The following is an 18,755-nucleotide window of genomic DNA, read 5'->3' as shown; positions in this document are numbered from 1 at the left end:
CCGGGTGCCCGCGTGGGGCGGGGAGCCGACCGGATCGGCTCCCCGCCCCACGCGCGCATGCGGGCGTCAGGCGCGGTGGTACGGGGCGGGGGTGGCGACCTCGCCGCCGAGGGTGGCGGCGGCGTGGCGGGCCCAGTAGGGGTCGCGCAGCAGTTCGCGGCCGATCAGGACGGCGTCGGCACGGCCGTCGGTGAGGATGTCCTGGGCCTGGGCGGGGTCGGTGATCAGGCCGGCGGCGGCCACCGGCAGGTCGGTCTCGCGGCGCACGGCCTCGGCGAAGGGCACCTGGAAGCCGGGCCCGGCCTCGATCCGGGCGTCGGGGACGATGCCGCCGGTGGAGACGTCGAGCAGGTCGACGCCGTGGGCCCGGAGCTCCTTGGCGAGGCGGACGGTGTCCTGCGAGGTCCAGCCCTCGCGGCCGTCCTGCGGGTTCTCGGTGATCCAGTCGGTCGCGGAGACGCGGAAGAAGACCGGCAGGTCCTCGGGCCACACCGAGCGGACGGCGTCGACGACCTCCAGCGCGAAGCGGATGCGGCCCTCGTAGGAGCCGCCGTAGCCGTCGGTGCGGTGGTTGGACGCGGGGGAGAGGAACTGGTGGACCAGGTAGCCGTGGGCGCCGTGGACCTCGGCGACCTGGAAGCCGGCGTCGAGGGCGCGCCGGGCGGCGTCGGCGAACTGCCGCACGATCTCGCCGATCTGCTCCTCGGTCAGCTCGTCCGGGGTGGTGTGGGCGGGGGAGAAGGCGTCGGCGCTGGGGCCGACCGGGGTCCAGCCGTGCTCCTCGTCCGGGGTGACGGGGCGTCCGCGGTCGATCCAGGTGCGCTCGGTGGAGGCCTTGCGCCCGGCGTGGGCGAGCTGGATGGCGGGGACGGTGCCCTGGCTCTTCAGGAAGTCGGTGATCCGGCGGAAGGCGGTGACCTGCGCGTCGTTCCAGATGCCGAGGTCGTACGGGCTGATGCGTCCTTCGGGGCTGACCGCGGTGGCCTCCGTGATGATCAGCCCGGTGCCGCCGGCGGCGCGGGCCGCGAGGTGGGTGAAGTGCCAGTCGGTGGGCACGCCGGCCGCGTCCCCGTTCGGGGCGGCGCTGTACTGGCACATCGCCGGCATCCAGATGCGGTTGGGGACGGTCAGCGACCGCAGGGTGAGCGGGGCGAAGAGAGAGGTGCTCATGTCGGACTCCCGGTGGGTCGGGCCGGCGCCAGGACGCGGAGGCGAATCAAGGGCTGGTGTGCAACTTTTGCAGCTGCATTTACATTCGCAAACAATAGTTGCGCACGCAGGGACTTGCAAGGGTTCTCCGTCGGGCCGGCCCCGCCCCGGGGTCGGCCCCGGGGTTGGGTCCGGGATCGGGCCCGGGTCCGGCGGAAAACCCGTTGGCTTCGGCCGCCGGGCCCGCGATACTCACCCACCGGCGCCGCGCACGACCGCTCCCGGCGCCGGAACAGGGGAGTGCATGGAGTTCTTCGCGTGCGGGCGGTGCGGACACGCACTGACCGTGCCGCTGTCACGGGTCCCGTACCCCGCCTACGCGGGCTTCGGCTACGGCAACGGCCACCCCATGCCCGTCCTCATGGAATCGGGCACCTACGCCGTCGACGACCACCCTCGCAGCGCCTCCCGCTCGATCGTGATCGCCCCCGGCGACGCCCACGGCACCACCCTCGTCCAGCGGCGCGAACCCGGCGCCTGCTGCGGCATCGACGGCCGCAACGGCCCGAACGTCACCTGCGCCGGCTGCGGCCGGAAGGTCGCGACCAGGATCGACGACTGCTCGCTGTGGCAGGCCACCTGGCTGGAGCCGGACGCGGTGCGCCCCGTCCCCGCGGGCCCCGCCCGACCGGTCGCGGACTGGGCGGCGCTCACCCAATGGTGGTGCGCCGCCGAGCCGTTCGACGAGACGGGGCGGTGGGACCCGCGCTGGGAGGCGGAGTCGGCCGTGGTGCTCGCCCACCTGGTCGCCGCCGCGGACGGCTCGCCCGTCGTCCTGCCCGGCGGCCCCCTCGCCGAGGCCTTCCACGCGCTGCTCGACCAACTGCTCCCCCCGGGACGGGCGGTCGGGCGCCCTCCCCGGCGCGTGGCTCTGGCCGGTCCCGGCCTGCCGCTGCCCGGCCCGCTCCCGGACATCGCCGTGGTGCCGCGGCACCCGCAGACCGGCGAGACCTGGCCGGTCCCCGCGGGCGTGGCCGCCGCACCGCTCGCCGTCGGCTTCTGGACCTACCTCGCCCACCACCGCGGACGTGTGGTCACCCCCGTCACCGGCCGGTTGCCCGCCGGCGTGGAGCGCGACGACCTCCTGCCGCCCCACTCCTGGTGCGGCCCGCGCCCCCTGTGGCGGGCCTACCACGCCACCCTGGAACGCCTTCGGGGCGCGGGGGTCGGCAGCTCGTGACGGTGCCGCCGGTGCGGTCGGTGCGGTCGGTGCCGCCGGAGCCGCCGGTGCGAGTCGGGCGGGCGCCGTCGGTGGTGCGGGAAAAGGGAGTCGGCATCCCGTAACGCCGGACGGCGCCGCCCGGGGGAACCGGGCGGCGCCGTCGGAAGCGGGGCGCGGGGGCCGCGTGCAGCGGCGGCCGTCAGCGCGCCGTCTGCGGGAGCCGCTGGGCCGGGACGGCGGCCCGGGCCGCACGCGGCGCGGAGCCGGAGGCGCCGGCGGCGGCCGCGGGGGAGGCGCCGAGGGCGGTGCCGCGGGTCTCCTCGGCCCACAGGACGCAGACCAGCAGGCCGACGGCGGTGGTCCCGGCGGCGATCAGCATGGTCGGGCCGGTGCCGAGCCCGGTCAGCGACAGCGGCAGCAGGTAGGTGCCGACGGCCGCGCCGATCCGGCTGACCGAGGTGGCGACGCCCACGGCGGTGGCGCGGATCTCGGTGGGGAACAGCTCGTTGGGGTACGTCCAGTCGAGCACGTTCGGCCCGCCGCACAGGAAGGCGTACGCGCACAGCGCCAGCAGCGCGACGGCGGCCGGGGCGGTGGGCCACACGCCCAGCAGCGCCAGCGGGACGGTCATCAGCGCGAAGGACCAGATGATGACGGGCCGTCGGCCGCGGGTGTCGATCAGGCGCAGCGCCGGGTAGCAGCCGAGCAGGAAGACCAGGCTGATCAGGCCGGTGCCGAGGGTCTCCATCACGGTGCCGCCCGGCATGCCGAAGGAGGAGAGGATCTGCGGGCCGAAGGTGAGCATCGCGAACAGCGGGCCGACCTGGCACATGAAGAACAGGCCGCAGAACAGGGTGCGGCGCCGGTAGGGCTGGGTCATCAGCAGGCGCAGCCCGGCGGGGCGGCCGCGTTCGGCCGGATCGGGCATCAGCTCGCGGCCGTCGACCCGGACCCCGAGGTGCTTCTCGACCACGCGCACCGCGTCACCGACCCGCCCGTTGGCGGCGAGCCAGCGCGGGGACTCCGGCGAGCCGCGCCGGATCACCAGGAACACCACGCACAGCACCGTGGAGCTCGCCAGCATCCACCGCCAGCTGCCCGGCCCGGCCAGCTCCAGGAACAGGTAGCCCACCACGTAGGCGAGCACCGAGCCGGCGTACCAGGCGACGATCTGCTGCCCGAGCAGGCGGCCGCGCTTCCTGGCGGGCAGCCACTCGGCGAGCAGCGAGGTGGCGATGGGGTAGTCGGCGGCCACGGCCATGCCGAGCACGAAGCGCAGCACGGCGATCGCCCACACCGCGTCCACCCAGAAGGAGAGCACCGAGCAGGCGACCATCACGAGCAGGTCGGCGGTGTACATCACCTCCCGGCCGATCTTGTCGGTCAGCACGCCGAAGAGCGCGCCGCCGACGAACATCCCCACCAGCGCGGCGGCGCCGATCAGGCTGACCTCGGCGGTGGACAGCCCGAGGTCCGGGCGCATCCCGATCAGGGCGACGCCGACGATGCTCAGGATGTAGCCGTCGAGCAGGGGTCCGCCCGAACAGGCCAGGGCCAGCCTGCGGTGGAACGCGGTATACGGGGCGTTGTCGATGGTCTGGGACATGTGCTGGGGGTCCTCCGGAGCGTACGGCACGCACTGCGCACCGTGCGCCGGGTAGACGGCAGGGGAAGACGCCGCCCACCTCGGACGGCGCCATCGCCCGGTCACAACGGGCGACCGTCCACGGTTGCCCCGGCCCCGCGGGGCCGCCACCGGGCCGAAGGTCGAGGGGATTCACGACCAAGGTCCCGAAGCGGACGGGCCCTTCGCCCGTGCCGGAACGGCGCCCGCCCAGTCCTGCCGGGGGCGGCCGCCGCCGCGGGCCGCGGGAGCGCTCCGGGCGTGACCCTTCTCACCCGCGGCCCCCAACAGCCCTGGAACTGTGACCCGTTCCACACCCGGGCGATGCCCGTCCGTACGGGGGCGACCCCGCTGCGTCACCCTGGACGGGCCGCGGCGGGCCGCCGGCCGGCTCCCCGTGAGCGCTCCGTCAGGCCGGCATCAGGCCGGTATCAGGCCGGTATCAACCCGGCTCGGCTCGGCTCACCTCGGCGTCAGCCCCAGCCGGGCGAGGCCCGAGTCCAGCGCCGCCTCCAGGTGGTCGGTGGAGCCGGTGGTCAGAAGGATCAGCACCCCGCCCTGGACCCCGGCCAGCAGCGCCGCGGCCTCCCGCTCGGCGTCCAGGCCGGCGGCGAGCGCCCCGCCGTCCCGCAGGTGGCGGATGCCCGCGGCGAGCCGGCGCTGCCACTGCCCCAGCAGCTCGGCGGCCACCGTGCGGCCCGCGTCGGTGGCCGTGCCCAGCTGGGACAGGGCCACGTGCAGCGGGCAGTCGACGCCCTGCGCGCGGTAGCGGGCGAGGACCTTGTCGCGCCACTGCCACCAGGCCTCCCGGGAGGTGAGGGAGTCCAGCTCCGGCTGCTGGGCGTCGAGCACCCGGGCCGCCTCCAGGCGGGCCACGGCCAGCAGCAGTTCGTCCTTCCCGCCGGGGAAGTAGTGGAACAGCTGACTCTTGCTGGTCGCGGTGCGGGCCATCACGTCCTCCAGGCGCAGCGCGAACACGCCCGTCCCGCGGATCTCCAGGGCGGCGCCCTCGATGATGCGCTGCCTGGTCGCGGCGCCCTTGCGGGTCGGCGGCACCTGCCCCTTCGGTACGGTCACGGCAGCAGCACCAGCTTGCCGGTGGTGCGCCGGGACTCCAGGTCCGCGTGCGCCCGGGCCGCCTCGGCCAGCGGGTAGCGGCCGGTGATCCGCGGGGTGAGCCGGCCCGACAGGACGAGGTCGAACAGCTCGCCGGCGCGCCGCACCAGCGCCTCGCGGGTGGGGACGTGGTGGTGCACCACCGGGTATGTCAGCAGGATGCTGTTCGGCAGGTCGGTGGGCCGCAGCTCGGGCACGCCCATGAAGGGGCCGTAGTAGGCGTGCACCCCGTGCGGGCGCAGGGCCAGCTGGGAGGAGCGGAAGGTGTCGGCTCCGCCGCCGTCGTAGACGACGTCGGCCCCGCGCCCGCCGGTCAGCTCCCTGATCCGGTCCTCGAAGCCACCACCGGAGTGGACCAGCACGTGGTCGGCGCCCGCCTCCTTCGCGACGGCGGCCTTCTCCTCGCGGGAGACCAGACCGATCACGGTGCCGCCGCGCGCCGTGACCAGCTGGGTCAGCAACCGGCCCACCCCGCCCGCCGCCGCGTGCACCACGGCGGTGTCGCCCGGGGCGATCGGGTAGGTCTCGGTGCTCAGGTGGCTCGCGGTCAGGCCCTGCATCAGCAGGCCGCCCGCGATCTCGTCCGGTACGCCGTCCGGCACCGCGACCAGCGAGGCGGCCGGGACGGCGAGCAACTCGGCGTAGCTGCCCGGGTGGTAGAACCAGGCCACCCGGTCGCCGACGGCCAGGCCGTCCACCCCCTCGCCGAGCGCGACGACGTACCCCATGCCCTCGGCGCCCAGGACCACCGGTGCCGCCCAGCCCGGGCCGCCCTCGGCCCGGGCGCCGACGTCCATGTAGTTGACCCCCGCCGCGCCCAGGCGCACCAGCGCCTCGCCGGGGCCGGGGGCCGGGTCCGGCAGCTCGGTCCAGCGCATGACCTCGGGGCCGCCGTGCTCCTCGATCCGGATCGCGTGCATGGGCTGACACCTTCCTGTGCGGGCTCGTCGAAGCGGGTCGAAGCGCGTCGAAGCGAGGGAGGGGAAGAGGGGAACGAGCAAGCACGCTAGGCAGTCGACAATGGACCCACAAGTCCAGAAATCCTTACGGCGACGGGCGGTTGCCCCGCGGCCAGCGGCACGGCGACGTCCACGACGGGCTCCTGCGGTCCGGCGGTCGCCCGGTTCGGGTAGTGCACCTCCCGGTTCGGCCCGCCCCGCCCGTACCCGCGGGCGGCGGCCCAGGCGCCCACCGCGTCGTGGGCGGCGGCCATCGCGGTGAAGCCCCGCCGGGTCAGGGCGGTGTACGCCTCGCGGTGCGCGGGTTCGATGCGCACCGCGAACGGGCCGTGCGGCCCGACGTCGTTCGGGGTGGGGGCGCAGACCTCGACCAGGGCGTCGCAGTCCTCGCCCACCAGGCCGTGGTACACCGCGAACAGCGGTCCGGACAGGCACGCGCCGACCTCCCGCAGCCGGCCGAGCAGCAACTCGCCGGCCTCGGCGAGGAAGCCGGGCAGCGCGGCGGCGTCCACGTGCCGGCGTACGAACAGCACCCGCTGCTCGGGCACGTCGCGCTCGGCGATCTCGAACACGGTGGTGCTCCTTCCGCTCAGAACCTCCCGGGCGTAGCCCACCGCCTCCCGGCGGGCCGCGTGCTCGGCCTCCCGCTCCCGCCAGTACGCCAGCAGCTCCCGCTCGCCCGCGTTGCCGTCGGCGTCCGCGGTGCCGTCGGCATCCGCGTCGGCGTCGGGGTCTGCGCCGGGGTCCGGGGCGGCCGCGTCCAGCACGGCCGCGATCCGCGCCAGCGGCAGCCCGGCGGCGCGCAGCAGCGCGATCCGCCGGGCCCGCTCGACCTGCGCCGGGCCGTAGCGGCGCACCCCGGTGCGCGCGTCGACCAGGGCGGGCGGCAGCAGCCCCCGCTCGTCGTAGAGCCGCAGGGCCTTGAGGCTGAGCCTGGTCCGGGCGGCGAGTTCGCCGATGGTGATCACGTTCTCCTGCACGCCCGCCACTGTGCCGCCTTCCCCTGGGGGAGGGGCAAACCCCGGAACGCTATGCGGCGGTACGTCGGCATTCGCACCGGAACCGCCCACAGAAGCCCGCGGAACCCGCGGAAGTCCGTGGAAGCCCGCCGGATCCGGCGCCTGTTCGCGGTGCCGGGCGGGGCGGTTCACCGGGCCGTGGACCGGAGGCCGTCCGTGCACGGTCGGCTGCCCGCGACCTGCGCGGAGACGCCCCCGGGTCGCACCGTCCGTGGGCGAACGACGACTCGGGCGCCCCGCACGCCGCCGGAGGGGACCGGGCCCGCCGCCGGCCCGCCGGGGGGCGGGGGCCGGTGATGGCCCGAGCCGAGAGCGGTTCATATGATGGGAATTCAGTAGTTGACTTGCCGGTGTCATGATCCTCGGAGTGCGCCCGGACCAGGGTGCGCCCGGGGAACCGGGCCGGTCCCCGGATCCGCTCCGGTCCTCGGGCTCGATTCAGGGAGATGCATGCGCGGCACCGTGCTCGCCGACCGCTACCGACTGGTGGACTGGCTGGGCGGCGGGTCGATGGGCGATGTGTGGCTCGCCGAGGACGAGGTCCTCGGCCGCCGGGTGGCGGTCAAGGTGGTGAAGCCCGCCCTGCTGGACGAGCCCGGCTTCGCCGAGCGCTTCCACGCCGAGGCCCGGGTCATGGCCCGGCTGCGGCACCCGGGCATCGTCGGCGTGTACGACTACGGGCACGACCGCGGGACCGGCCACGACCACGACTGCGGGCCCGACGCCGGGTCCGGCGACGACCACGGGCCCGACCGCGGGCCTGACGCCGGGTCCGGCGTCGCGAACGGGCGGCGCCCGGTCGGCTACCTGGTCATGGAGCTGATCGAGGGGCAACCGCTGAGCGCCGTCCTGGAGCGCCGGGGAGCCCTGCCGGTGGCGGAGGCCCTGGAGCTGGTCCTGCAGGTGCTGGAGGCGCTGGAGGCCGCGCACGGGTCCGGGGTGGTCCACCGGGACATCAAACCGGCCAACCTGATGGTCCGCGGCGACCGGACGGTGATCGCGGACTTCGGCATCGCCCGGCCCGACTGCGACGCCCGGACGACCGTCCCGGGGATGGTGCTGGGCACCGCCGCCTACCAGGCGCCGGAACAGGCCTCCACCGGGACGGTCACCGCCTCGGCCGACCTCTACGCGCTCGGCGTGGTCCTCTACGAGTGTCTCGCCGGCCGGCTCCCGTACGAGGGGGAGACCGCCCTCGAAGTGATCCTCAAGCACCTGACGGAGCCCGTGCCGCCGCTTCCCGGGGAGGTGCCCGCGCCGGTGTGGGCGCTGGTCGAGCGGGCGATGGCCAAGGAACCCGGTGAGCGCTGGCCCGACGCGGCGACGATGGCCACCGCCGCACGCCGCGCCCTCACCGCGGTGGAGGCGGCGCCGTCGCCGGGCCCGTCCCCGTCCTGGACAGGGAGTGGGACCGGGCCCCGCCCGGTCGCGGCGCGTGCCCCGCGGACCGGACACGCCGCGCGGACCGGACGCGCCCCGCGGACCGGGCACCGCCTGCGAGCGCTGGCCGGGGTGACGGCCCTGACCCTGCTCTGCGTGGCCGGGGCCGCCGGGGCGGCGGTGGTCCGGCCCGACCGGAACGGCGCGCCGCAGGACACCGCCGCCGTCGCCGGGCCCACGGACGGCCCCGCCCGGCCGGACGCCGCCGCGTTCGTGGAGGCCGCCGGCCCGCTCACCGGACAGCCGTCCGCCCCGGCCGCGCTCCCGCTCCCGCCCCCGCCGGCCGTGCCGGGCACGGGTGAGAGTCCCGCCCCCGCCCCGGCCGCCCCCGCGCCGACCACCCGGAGCCCCTTCGCCACGCCCCCCGCCCCGGCCTCCGCCGTGCCCACCCGCGGCTCCGCCCCGCTCCCGGTCCCCGCCTCCACCATCGGGGAGAACCCCGCCGCGCCCGCGCCGACCCCCACCGCCCCGGACCGGCCGGACCCCGGCGAAACGGCCACGCCCACGCCGTCCGCGACGCCGACGCAGCCCACCCGGCAGCCGGTGGCGCCGCTGCCCGAGCTGGCGCGGATCAGCAGCAACGGCGGCACGCTGGACAACTCCTACTCCAAGGACCAGGACGGCAACCAGGTCGACACCTTCGATGCCAACGGCACGCTGGCGCAGGTCTGGCGGCTGGACAAGGTCGACGAGGGGCGGTACTACCTGCGCAACGCCTCCAGCAACTTCACCAAGGGGCTGGACCAGGACAGGGACAGCGGCCGGGTGCAGATCTGGACGAGCCCCCCGTCCAACTGGAACCAGGTCTGGGCCATCACGCCGGTTCCGGGCGGCCACCGGATCGTCAACGCCGACACCAGCCTGTGCCTGACGTCCGACGGCGTGGGCCACTGGGTGCGAGTGGCGCCCTGCTCGGGTGCGGACAACCAGGTGTGGACGTTGAGGTGAGCCGCCGGCCGCCGGCCGGGCCCTGGGAGGGTCACTCCGGCAGCCAGGACGGCCACTGCCGGCGGGGCCGCACGGCGGGCCCGCCCGGGCCGATCAGGGCGCGCAGCCGGTTGGCCTCGGGGGAGCCGAGGGAGGCCAGGATGTCGTAGGCCTCCGACCGGTGGGCCCGGGCCGCCTCCCCGTCGCCGTCCCCGCCGCGCTCGGCGAGTGCGTCGCCGAGCGCCGCCAGGGCCAGCCCCCGTCCCCGGCGGTCGCCGTCGAGCGTCAGCACCTCGACCGCCCGGTCGGCCGCCGCCACGGCCTCCTCGCCGCGGCCGACGGCGCGCAGCGACTCGGTGAGCCGCAGCAGCGTACGGCCCGTGCGGCGCCGGTCGTCCGGCCGCAGCAGCGACAGGGCGTTGCGGTGGTGGTGCAGGGCCTGTTCGAACTCGCCGCGGTCGTGGGCGATCGTCCCCATCGAGTCGAGGGCGAGCGCCTGGAGGTCGTGGTCGGCGAGCCGGTGGCAGATCAGCAGGGACTGGTCGACGACGCGGACGGCCGCGTCGAACCGGCCGAGTTCGGTGAACGCGCGGGCCAGGTTGAGCAGTTCGGCCGCCACCGAGCGCCGGTCGCCGAGCTTCTCCCAGGCCGAGACCGCCGCCGTGAAGCCGGCGACCGCGTCGCCCGGCCGGCCGACCTGGACGAACAGGGCGGCCAGTGAGGCGTGGGCCAGGGCGAGCAGCGGCCCCGGCAGGTCGTGGGCGGTGCACAGGTCGCGGGCCCTGAGCAGTTCGGCGAGGGCCGCGGGTTCGGAGCCGACCTCGGTGAGCAGCCGTCCGAGCACCAGCCGGGCCCTGACCTCGGCCGTGCGGTCGCCCTGCCGGAGGGCGGCCCGGAGCAGGACCTTGGCCGCGTGCCCGAGCGGCCGGGTGGCCTGGCCGGTGTCGCACAACAGGCTGCAGCCGAGCAGTAGTTCGGCGACCAGGTCGAGCCGGGGCGGCTCGGGGAGCCCGGCGTACTGGCCGACCAGTGCGCCGATGCCGTGGTAGTCGACACGGCCGTGGGGCGGCGCCGCCGCACGCAAGGCGGCTCCGGCACCGGCACCGGCTCCGGCACCGCCATCGCCACCGGCACCGCCATCGCCACCGGCACCGCCATCGCCACCGGCACCGCCATCGGCTCCGGCACCGCCGTCGGCAACGGCGCCGGGCAGGGCGGCGCGGGCGGCGGACGGGCCGAGGGCCGCGACGGTCTCGGCGTGGTGGTGGGCCGCCAGCCGGGTGAGTACGGCGGCCGGGAAGTCCTCCTCCGCCGCCTGCGAGCCGGTCCCCGCCTGTGGCCCGGCCTCCGCCTGCGGCCCGGCCTGCGGGGCCGGGGCGAGCTGCTGGGCGAAGGCGCGCAGCAGGTCGTGGTACCGGTAGCGGTCCGGGGGCGCGGTCTCCAGCATCGAGCAGTCGACCAGCGACTCGGCCAGTTCCTCGGCCTCCTCCTCGGGCAGGCCGAGCACCGCCGCGACCGCGCCCGGTGACAGGTCCGGTACCTCCGGCACCGCCAACAGCCGGAAGGCCCGGGCCTGTTCGGGCGTCAGCTGGTCGTAGCCGAAGCGGAACGCCGGTTCGACGGCGAGGTCCCCGGCGCGCAGCACGTCCAGCCGGCGCCCGTCGCCGGCCAGCTTGTCGAGCAGCCGGGCCATGGTCCAGTCCGGCCGGCAGGCGAGGCGGGCGGCGAGGATGCGCACGGCCAGCGGGAGGTGCCCGCAGAGCCGGACGAGTTCCGCGGCCGTCCGCTCCTCGGCCCGCAGCCGCTGCCCGCCGATCACCCGGCCGAGCAGGCCGAGGGCCTCCTGCCGGGCGAAGGCGGAGAGTTCGACGACGTGCGCGTTGGGCAGCGAACCGAGCCTGGCCCGGCTGGTGACGAGCACGGCGCAGCCGGGCCGGCCGGGCAGCAGCGGCCGGATCTGTTCGGCGTCCCGGGCGTTGTCGAGGACGACCAGCACGCGTCGGTCGGTGAGCAGCGAGCGGAACTGGGCGGAGCGTTCGGCGAGCCCGGGGGCCAGTGCGTCCGCCGGTACGCCGAGGGAGCGCAGGAAGGTGCCCACGGCCTCCTCGGGGCGGGTCGGGCGGCCGTCGGCGCCGTGCAGGTCGAGGTAGAGCTGGCCGTCGGGGAAGTCGGCGGCCAGCTCGTGCGCGACGTGGACGGCCAGCGCCGTCTTGCCCACGCCGCCCAGGCCGGAGACGGTGGCCACGGGCACGGTGCGGGGGGCGAGCAGGACGGCCCGCAGGGCCTCGGTCTGCGCCTCGCGGCCGGTGAAGTCGGCGAGGTCGGCCGGGACCTGGGTGGGCCGGACCGCCGCCCGGTACGGCGGGCGGGTCCGGTGGGGCGGGCGGGTCGCGGCGGCGGGCCGGGGCCGCGGGGGCGCCACCAGGCCGGTGTCGGCCACCAGGATCCGGCGCTGCAGTTCGCGCAGTCCGGGCCCCGCGCTGACGCCGAGCTGCTCGCGCAGCCGCTGGTCCGCCGTGCGGAAGAGGCCCAGGGCCTCGGCCTGCCGGCCGGTTCCGTAGAGGGCGAGCATCAGCAGTTCGGAGAACCGTTCCCTGAGCGGGTGTTCGGCCACGACGGCGGTCAGTTCGGCGACGAGCTCGCCGGACGGTCCGGCCTCGATCTCGGCCTCCAGACAGGACTCCAGGACGGTCACCCGGCGTTCGGCCCACTCGCCGCGCTGCCGTTCGGCGTAGGGGCCGGGGAGCGCGGTCATCGGCTCGCCCTGCCACAGGGCCAGCGCCGAGCGGAGCGCGCCGGCGGCGTGGGCGTGCTCGCCGTCGGCGCGCAGTTCCTTCGCCTCGTCGAGGAGCTCCTCGACGCGGTGGGTGTCCAGTGCGCCCGGGTCCAGGGCGAGCAGGTAGCCCCCGCTGAGCGTGGTCGGCGCGTCGGGCCCCAGGACGCGGCGCAGGCGGTGGACGTAGGTGCGGATCACGGCGGAGGGCTTGGCGGGCGGCTCCTCGCCCCACAGGTCGTCGACGAGCTGACCGGTCGACACCGGGTGGTTGGCCCGCAGCAGCAGCGCGAGCAGCAGGCTCCGCTGCTGCGGCGACCCGAGCACGAGCTCGCCGCCGTCCCGCCACCCCCGCAGCGGCCCCAGCACCGCGAACCGCAAACCACCCACCAGCCGTCCCCCTCCGCCCGCGCAACGATCCCCCCGGCGCATGATACCGACCGCATCACCCCTGGTCAGAGGCGCCGTGCCCGGTCCGGGCGGTCGACGGCGCGCTGCTTGTCCATCGCCTGTCAACACATTGTCGACCGCCTGTTGACGGGCGCGGCCGAGGCTTCGAGCAGTCGGACCGCACCGATGCGGTCCGGGAACGAGAGGAGTACTCCATGGCACAGCGGAAGTCCCTGGTCCGTTCGGCCCTGGCCGCGGCGGGCGTCGCCGCCGCGCTGTTCGCGACGGCCGCCCCGGCCGGCGCGGCCACCGCGGACCAGCAGCCGGCGCAGGCGCTGAGTGCGGCGCGCAGCACGCAGGTCGCGGTCGTCAACTGGACGGGCTGCGAACTGCGCCTGCAGAACGCCTGGCTGGACCACGGCATCTGGTCGAGCGGCCTGGCCCCGGACGCCATCGTGCGCGACGGGAACACCGGGCGCTGGCAGTCCGAGAGCAACGGCTTCCTCACCGGGACCGAGGGCCACGTCATCTACGACGCGGAGAACTGCGGCAACCCCGGGCTCAACGGCAAGCGCGTGCAGCTGCACTGGAACAACCCGTACGCCGGCAGCAACGGCTACGACTCCGCCGGCTCCGACCCGATGTTCCGGTTCGCGCAGAGCGGGGGCAGCGGCAACAACGCCGCCGTGTACTGGACGATCACGGGCCCCTGAGCGGCAGCCGGCTGACCGTCGGGCGCCCGGCCGGGACCTTCCCTCCCCGGCCGGGCGCCCCGGGCGCGCGGCGGCTCCGGCGGCTGCTGCCAGGGGAAGCGGACGGGCCGGTTTCGGCCAGTCGCGCCGACGGTGGATACATCCGATCGCATCTTCGGCATGCTGACCGCACCGATTGTTCGAGATGCGACGAAGGAGAAGGCCATGCGTCGAATTGCGGCTCTGGGAACCGGTGCGGCGCTGCTGGTGGCCGCCGGTGTGATGGCGGCGCCGGGGGCGTCGGCGACCTCGTACTGCAGCACCACCCAGGGCACGAACTGGGGGTCGGTGAGCTGCCAGACCACCGCCACCAAGAACCACTGGCAGCTGGTGCTGGTCTGCAACAACGACAACGTCAAGGGCAACCAGACGACGGTCTTCGGCTCCTGGCACATGGGCAACGGGAGCGACACCCTCTACTGTCCGACCGGCTACAGCTCGGCCTACACCAAGGTCAACAACGACAACTGACCCACCGCACACGGGTGTCGGCCGCCGTCGCGGCGACGACGGCCGACACCCCGGCGCCTGCGGGGTCCCGGGGGCCGGTCCGCTCACGTCATCGTGTAGCTGAAGTTCGACTTGAAGGAGTTCATGGAGCCGACCGCGATGGTCTCGCAGGCCGTGTAGAACTGATTCTCGTCGTTGGGGTCGAAGCCGTTCGCGGACACGAGCTGGGCCAGTGACCTGAACTCCTGGAGGATGCGGGCGTTGAGCTCCGCGTCGGGCTCCTTGCTGTCGCGGTGGTACTGCGAGTCCGCCGATCCGCCGCCGGTCTTGGCGAACAGGGTGAACCGGTTCATCGCTTCGTGGAGCGTGGCCGTCTCACCGGTGACCACCTTGTTGAACGCCGCGACGGCCGCGGTCGGGTTGGCGGCGGCCCGGCGGAACTCGGCGCCCTGGATGATGGCCACGATCTTGGCGCAGTACTTCTGCGCGTCCTTGGGCAGATCGTCGAACGGCTTGCTGCCGCTCTCCGACAGCGCCTTGATGAACCGGTTCGCCAACTGCTGCTCCGTGAGCCCCGAGTTGGTCCTGGCCAGGTCGAACAGCTGGGAGTAGTCGCCCTCCTGCACGCTGCCGAGGACGAAGTTCCCGCCGGCGCCGATGGTGTAGGAGGCGCCGTCCTCCACGTCGCTGTACGTGAACGGGTTCACCATCGCCTGCCGGTTGCGGAACGCCTCCAGATCGAGGCCGACCCCGCGCAGGGACAGCCGCCGGCGCACTTCCTTGTGGCGCTTCATCTGCTCCTCGTCGGAGATCGTCAGCGCGTGCTGGAAGCCCCCGGTGGCGATCGCGGCGGGGGTCACCGGCGCCAGGTTCTGCCCGCTCGCCGCCCGCACCCGGGCGTGGGCCGCGTCGATGAGCTTCTCGTACGAGGTGAAGTGTTCGGTCCCGTCCGCCTCGGCCATCCTCCCGATCTCGGCCAGGATCGCCTGCTTGTCCGCCGCCGGCAGTCTTTTGTGACGCTCGGCCTTCCACTGGACCTTCTCGGTCTCCTCCGCCGTGCTGAGGGTTCCCCTGGCGACGGTGACGACCCGCTGCACCGCCGCGGCCGCCCCGCCCGGCACCGCCCCGACCGGGGCACGGTCCGCGCGGCCGGGCGAGTCCGGGACGGCGACGGCCCGCTGCACCGGCGCCGCCATCACCCGGCGCGCGGTCGCCTCCGCCTCGCGCTCGAAGCGGTCGGACGGGTCGCTGACGCGCAGGCCGTTGCCGTGGTCCGTGCCGGCCACCGGGCCGTTGCGCTGCTGGATCACATGGGTCAACTCGTGGGCCAGGGTGTGCTTGTCCGCCCCTCCGGCACCGAGGACGACATGGCTGCCCGAGGTGTAGGCGCGGGCGCCCACCTCCTGCGCCGAACGCTGCGCGGCCGTGCCGGTGTGCACCCGCACGTCGGAGAAGTCCGCCCGCAGCCGCTGCTCCATCTCCTCCCGCAGCCCGGCGTCGAGCGGCCGGCCCGGCGACCCGAGGACCCGGTGCACGGAGGAGCGCTGCACGGGCTCCCCGCCGCCGCCCGGCTCCTGGTGGCCGCAGCCCGGGGCGTGCCGGTGGCGGGCCTCCTCGAACATCCGGGCCACGACGGCGTTGCCGACGGTGCGCTGCAGGGCGGCCACCTCCTGCGGGGACGGAAGGCCCGCCCCCGGCCGCACCGGTACGGCTGCGGTGCGGGCCGTCCGCGCGGAGTCGGCGCCCTGGCGGCCGGAGCGGGCGCCGTCCGGCGTTCTGGCGGCTTCCCGTGCGTGCATGAGGGACCCTTTCGGGGCGGAGGACGGCTCAGCCTCCTGTATACGTGCCACGGTCGGCCCCCGGCCAGGTACGCGGGGGCAGAGTCACTGCCCCCGCGGGGCAGACCCGGCCGGGCCGCCCGGCCGGCCCGGCCGGGGCAGCGCGCCCGTCGAGCCGCGTCACCCGGCCGCGGCAGCGGATCGGTGCGCGGTCCACGCGGCCCGCAGCTGGGACAGGCGCGACCGGAGCTCCGGGTCGTCCGCGCTCGACGCGACCAGGCCCGGCAGGACGATTGCCCGCCCCCGGTGCAGGCGCACCTCCAGGAGACAGTGCTCGATGCCGCGGTTGACCTCCGGCGAGACCCCGAACGACCGCACCTGCGGCCAGGTGACCACACGTGTCCTCAGCAGGGTCCGCGTGGTCAGGCCCGCGGAATCCACCGTGGTACTGCCGCAGAACGGGCCCACGAAGGAGGCGGCGACGACGTAGGCGACGATCAGGCAGAGCGTGAAGGCCGCGATCATCGCGGGATCCCGGCCCTTGGCCCCCGCGGCGAGGACGAAGGCGAGGGCGCAGGCCAGAGCGGTCGGGAAGAGGACCAAGGTCCTCCGGCCCGTCCGCCGGTACCGGATCGGCGCCTTGAAGCGGAGCTGCCCGTCGCGCCGATCGCCCGTCACGTCCTGACCCACGGCATCTCCGTCGACCCGGGCGCGGCGAGGAACCCCTCGATGCCCCACTCGGCGCCCCAGTTCCTGCCCGCCCAGTCGCTCTTGGGAGACCAGAGGGGTCGGGCCGGCTGAGGCCCCCACACCTCGGGGTCCGCGCGCACCAGCAGCTCGTCCTCCGCCGCGTAACCGCCGGTCAGCACGGTTGCCAGGAACTCCGCGAAGCCGCCGTCGAAGTGGTCGAGCCGGTCCTCGTAGAACACCGTCACCGGCCACTGCTCGGGGTCCGGACCGGTCGTCAGCCAGCAGCACTGGTTGTGGTTGCTGTTCCAGCCCCAGGACAGCAGGCCGCCCGGGTCCGGGAACACCGGGGTGGGGCCCGGCTGGTCCCACCACTGCTCCTCGCCCTCGATCTGGTCGCGGAGATCGACGTCGTTCGTGATGCGCCAGTCCGCCAGGCCGCCCGGCGCTTCGTAGAAGGACGGCTTCTCGCTCGGCGTGTACACCCCCCACTCGCCGTTCAGGCTCACCCCGCCGTACAGGTCGACGAACGCGCGGTAGTCCGAGGGCAGCTGGACCCCGAGTTCGGCGGGCGCCAGCTCCCACGGAACGCGTGCCGGGGTGTACACCGGCTCTCCCATGATCGCCCGCAGTCGGGTCCACGCCTCGGTCATCGCCCATCCTCTTGCCGGCCGTCGTCGTCGTACTGGATGCCGCACTCTAGGCGACGGTTCCGACAGGCTGCCGTCCCGCTCAGGACGCGCGCTGTGACTCCTGCCGGCTGTCGTAGTGCTCCTGGGCGGCGAGGAGCTCGTCCCCGTGCCGGCCGAACCACTGGATGAGTTCGGTCAGCGGCCCGGCCAGGCTGACACCGAGTTCCGTCAGGCTGTAGGTGACCTGGGGCGGGGTGGTGGGCGCGACACGGCGGTCGACGAGCCCGGCCCGGGCCAGTGCCTTGAGGTTCTGCGACAGCATCTTCTGGCTGATGCCACCGACTCGTTGGTGCAGCTGCGCGAAGCGGTGCGGGCCGGCGATGAGGGCCGAGACGATCAGTGTCGCCCAGCGGCTCGTCGTCTGATCGATGATCGGCCTGAGCACGCACCTGTTGTCGAAGGTGTCGTGGGCCAGGAGCCGGGCGGCCGTCGCGACGTGCTGAGTTTCCATCACGTCATGAGGTTACAAAAAAGTACGTACTTCCTCGCAGTAACCAGCTTTCCTACGGTGACTTCCGCAGGCACCAACGTTCGAGGAGTCACTGTGATCAGCAGCAACGCACGTACGGCGATCGTCACGGGAGCATCGAAGGGCCTCGGCGCGGGGATCGCCAAGGCGCTGGCCGGGACCGGCGCGGCCGTCGTGGTGAACTACCGGGAGGACGCGAAGGGCGCCGAACGGGTCGTCGCGGGCATCACCGCCGAGGGCGGCCGGGCGATCGCGGTCCGGGCGGACGTGGCCCGCGGCGACGACGTGCGCCATCTGTTCGATCGCGCGCGCGAGGAGTACGGACCGGTCGACGTGCTCGTGAACAACGCGGCCGTCGCCGCCTTCGCGCCGCTGTCGGGCATCACCGAGGAGGAGTTCCAGCGCGAGATGACCACGAACCTGCTCGGGACGATCCTCACGACGCAGGCCCTCGCCGCGCAGGACGACATCGGCGCCGCGTCGATCATCAACGTCTCGACGGCCGGCACGCTCACCCACCCGCCGTACGCCTCGCTCTACGTCGCGTCCAAGAGCGCCGTCAACGCGTTCACCATCGTGGCGGCCAAGGAGCTGGGCCCGCGCGGCATCCGGGTCAACGCGATCATGCCCGGACCGTCGGACACCGAGGGCACCAGGGCCATGGGATTCCCCGGCTCGGCCCAGGAGGCGCAGGCGATCGCCGGTACCCCGCTGGGCCGTACGGGCACCCCGGACGACTACGGCCCGCTGGTGGCCTTCCTGGCCTCCGACGACGCGCGCTGGATCACCGGGGATGTCATCCTCGCTTCCGGTGGCATGCGCTGACGTCCCGTCCGTTCTGCTGCGGGCTCCGTTGTGTGCCTGGGGTCGGCACTTCCCGCGGCCGGATCGGTGAACGTCCGCAGGAGGTGCGTGCGGCCGCCTCGGCGTGGCTCGCGCAGCTGACGGGTGGCCGGCCCTGTCGCCCTCGCGGTAGCCGGTCCGGGGCGGGCGTGGTGTGGCGCCCGTCGTGACGGATCCGTTCTCGAAGGGTGGGTGCCGGGCGCCGCCGCACCGGCCTCGGCGGCACCGTGATGGTGATCCACCGCTTCAAGCGCCACCGCGCGGCAGCCACGGGACGGGACACGACGAACTCGCTGTCCGCCACGAAGCAACGGTGCTGGTCGAAGCCGTCAACGAATGGCTGTGACCAGTGCTTTCGACACCAGCGCTGGTGGCCGAGAGGTCGCTCGGGTGGGGCTGCGCTTGTTCCTGTTTCCGTCGGAACGCGTCCTTGCCGAACGTCAACCGCGTTGATCGGAGCCAGCC

Annotated in this window: 15 protein-coding genes; 5 read left to right on the top strand and 10 right to left on the bottom strand. The window is 74.8% G+C overall.

Features of this window, described 5'->3' with window-relative positions:
• Positions 1-66: 66 nt before the first annotated feature.
• Positions 67-1,170, bottom strand: coding sequence for an NADH:flavin oxidoreductase/NADH oxidase (locus tag ACGFSC_RS12220; RefSeq protein ID WP_359910651.1), 1,104 nt, complete (start codon positions 1,168-1,170; stop codon positions 67-69).
• Between the two features lie 283 nt (positions 1,171-1,453).
• Between ACGFSC_RS12220 and ACGFSC_RS12215 the strand changes: the two genes are divergently transcribed.
• Entirely contained in the window at positions 1,454-2,389 is a 936-nt protein-coding gene (locus tag ACGFSC_RS12215) for a hypothetical protein (protein ID WP_359910654.1), read from the top strand.
• Between the two features lie 181 nt (positions 2,390-2,570).
• Here ACGFSC_RS12215 and ACGFSC_RS12210 read toward each other — a convergent pair whose 3' ends face one another.
• The 4 genes from ACGFSC_RS12210 to ACGFSC_RS12195 form a co-directional block, all read right to left on the bottom strand.
• The gene (locus tag ACGFSC_RS12210; RefSeq protein ID WP_359910657.1) at positions 2,571-3,977 is read right to left on the bottom strand and encodes an MFS transporter; all 1,407 of its coding nucleotides are present in this window, start codon (positions 3,975-3,977) and stop codon (positions 2,571-2,573) included.
• Between the two features lie 480 nt (positions 3,978-4,457).
• Positions 4,458-5,051 carry a TetR/AcrR family transcriptional regulator gene (locus ACGFSC_RS12205; protein WP_359910720.1) on the bottom strand — a complete coding sequence of 198 codons (594 nt, stop codon included), beginning with the start codon at positions 5,049-5,051 and terminating at the stop codon, positions 4,458-4,460.
• Between the two features lie 17 nt (positions 5,052-5,068).
• Entirely contained in the window at positions 5,069-6,031 is a 963-nt protein-coding gene (locus ACGFSC_RS12200; RefSeq protein ID WP_359910660.1) for a quinone oxidoreductase, read from the bottom strand.
• Between the two features lie 86 nt (positions 6,032-6,117).
• Complete coding sequence (locus ACGFSC_RS12195; RefSeq protein ID WP_359910663.1) at positions 6,118-7,050, bottom strand: MerR family transcriptional regulator; 933 nt, start codon at positions 7,048-7,050, stop codon at positions 6,118-6,120.
• Between the two features lie 489 nt (positions 7,051-7,539).
• Between ACGFSC_RS12195 and ACGFSC_RS12190 the strand changes: the two genes are divergently transcribed.
• On the top strand, positions 7,540-9,477 hold the full coding sequence (locus tag ACGFSC_RS12190) for a protein kinase (RefSeq protein ID WP_359910666.1): 1,938 nt from the start codon (positions 7,540-7,542) through the stop codon (positions 9,475-9,477).
• A gap of 31 nt (positions 9,478-9,508) precedes the next feature.
• On the opposite strand, the gene ACGFSC_RS12185 is transcribed toward ACGFSC_RS12190, so the two are convergent.
• On the bottom strand, positions 9,509-12,619 hold the full coding sequence (locus tag ACGFSC_RS12185) for a BTAD domain-containing putative transcriptional regulator (protein WP_359910669.1): 3,111 nt from the start codon (positions 12,617-12,619) through the stop codon (positions 9,509-9,511).
• A gap of 215 nt (positions 12,620-12,834) precedes the next feature.
• On the opposite strand from ACGFSC_RS12185, the gene ACGFSC_RS12180 reads away from it, so the two are divergent.
• Both ACGFSC_RS12180 and ACGFSC_RS12175 read left to right on the top strand, forming a co-directional pair.
• Positions 12,835-13,332: an aegerolysin family protein gene (locus ACGFSC_RS12180; protein ID WP_359910672.1), complete on the top strand. Its 498-nt coding sequence runs from the start codon at positions 12,835-12,837 to the stop codon at positions 13,330-13,332.
• A gap of 204 nt (positions 13,333-13,536) precedes the next feature.
• On the top strand, positions 13,537-13,842 hold the full coding sequence (locus ACGFSC_RS12175; protein WP_359910675.1) for a hypothetical protein: 306 nt from the start codon (positions 13,537-13,539) through the stop codon (positions 13,840-13,842).
• An 83-nt stretch (positions 13,843-13,925) separates the two neighbouring features.
• Here ACGFSC_RS12175 and ACGFSC_RS12170 read toward each other — a convergent pair whose 3' ends face one another.
• The 4 genes from ACGFSC_RS12170 to ACGFSC_RS12155 all read right to left on the bottom strand — a co-directional run bounded on the left by ACGFSC_RS12170 (position 13,926) and on the right by ACGFSC_RS12155 (position 17,429).
• A complete protein-coding gene (locus ACGFSC_RS12170) occupies positions 13,926-15,620 on the bottom strand; it encodes a DUF4157 domain-containing protein (protein WP_359910677.1) in 1,695 nt (564 codons plus the stop codon).
• A 159-nt stretch (positions 15,621-15,779) separates the two neighbouring features.
• Entirely contained in the window at positions 15,780-16,289 is a 510-nt protein-coding gene (locus ACGFSC_RS12165) for a PH domain-containing protein (RefSeq protein ID WP_359910680.1), read from the bottom strand.
• Complete coding sequence (locus ACGFSC_RS12160) at positions 16,274-16,939, bottom strand: SMI1/KNR4 family protein (protein WP_359910683.1); 666 nt, start codon at positions 16,937-16,939, stop codon at positions 16,274-16,276. The genes ACGFSC_RS12165 and ACGFSC_RS12160 overlap by 16 nt, the downstream gene beginning before the upstream one ends.
• 79 nt (positions 16,940-17,018) lie before the next feature.
• A complete protein-coding gene (locus ACGFSC_RS12155) occupies positions 17,019-17,429 on the bottom strand; it encodes a helix-turn-helix domain-containing protein (RefSeq protein ID WP_359910722.1) in 411 nt (136 codons plus the stop codon).
• A 93-nt stretch (positions 17,430-17,522) separates the two neighbouring features.
• Between ACGFSC_RS12155 and ACGFSC_RS12150 the strand changes: the two genes are divergently transcribed.
• Positions 17,523-18,272, top strand: coding sequence for an SDR family oxidoreductase (locus ACGFSC_RS12150; RefSeq protein WP_359910686.1), 750 nt, complete (start codon positions 17,523-17,525; stop codon positions 18,270-18,272).
• Positions 18,273-18,755: the final 483 nt, after the last annotated feature.

This window comes from Kitasatospora sp. NPDC048715, assembly GCF_043198905.1.
Taxonomy (GTDB): Bacteria; Actinomycetota; Actinomycetes; order Streptomycetales; family Streptomycetaceae; genus Kitasatospora; species Kitasatospora lactacystinica.
The sequence above is the reverse complement of the archived record's forward strand: the minus strand, read 5'-3'. Positions and strand labels throughout refer to the sequence as shown.